At 36.6% G+C, this 599-nt stretch carries 1 protein-coding gene; it reads right to left on the reverse strand.

What is annotated here, in order from left to right; all coding sequences use genetic code 11:
* Positions 1 to 599 (reverse strand): hypothetical protein (locus tag ACFINO_RS11150; RefSeq protein ID WP_375655912.1); only part of this gene is annotated, 599 nt, incomplete at both ends.

Consider the following 599-nt stretch of genomic DNA (forward strand, 5'->3'; position numbering starts at 1 on the left):
CCAAACTCAGGATATGCATCATCACAGATATCTTCATTAGCTGTTAAAGAGGCATTGCTATGAATATATGAAGAACCAGAGATAAGAGCATCACAAATAACGGCATCATCAAAAACACGTGATTCATCACAAATGTAAGCAGAGCCACTTATTTTTGCATTGCCTCCGACATGAGCATCATCACAAATGACAGCATTATCGGAAATATGAGCATGATCAGTGACACGGGCGTTATCATAAATTTGTGCATTGCCTTCAATTACAACGGCGTTGTTAGCATGCGCATTGCCTGAAAGTTTTGCATTGTCCTTTAATGTCATACCTTCAAAAATAGCATTTCCATAAATTTGAGCATTACCATAGACATCAACAAAAAAGCTTTTTACTTTAGCATTTCCAAAGACGCGTGCATTTTGAAAGACCCGTGCTTTATTATACACCCAGCAATTTCCCTCATGAGATAAGTTGCTTTCATTTTCAATATACCCCCCTAAATCGCCTTTTTTGACATCATCAAAATCTCTTAAGGCTCTAATTCGAGTTAAGAAATGACCATCGATATATTCACAATCATCAATAAATTCGTATTTTTTTGCAGG

The organism is Bartonella sp. AA83SXKL (assembly GCF_042196965.1).
Lineage (GTDB): Bacteria > Pseudomonadota > Alphaproteobacteria > Rhizobiales > Rhizobiaceae > Bartonella.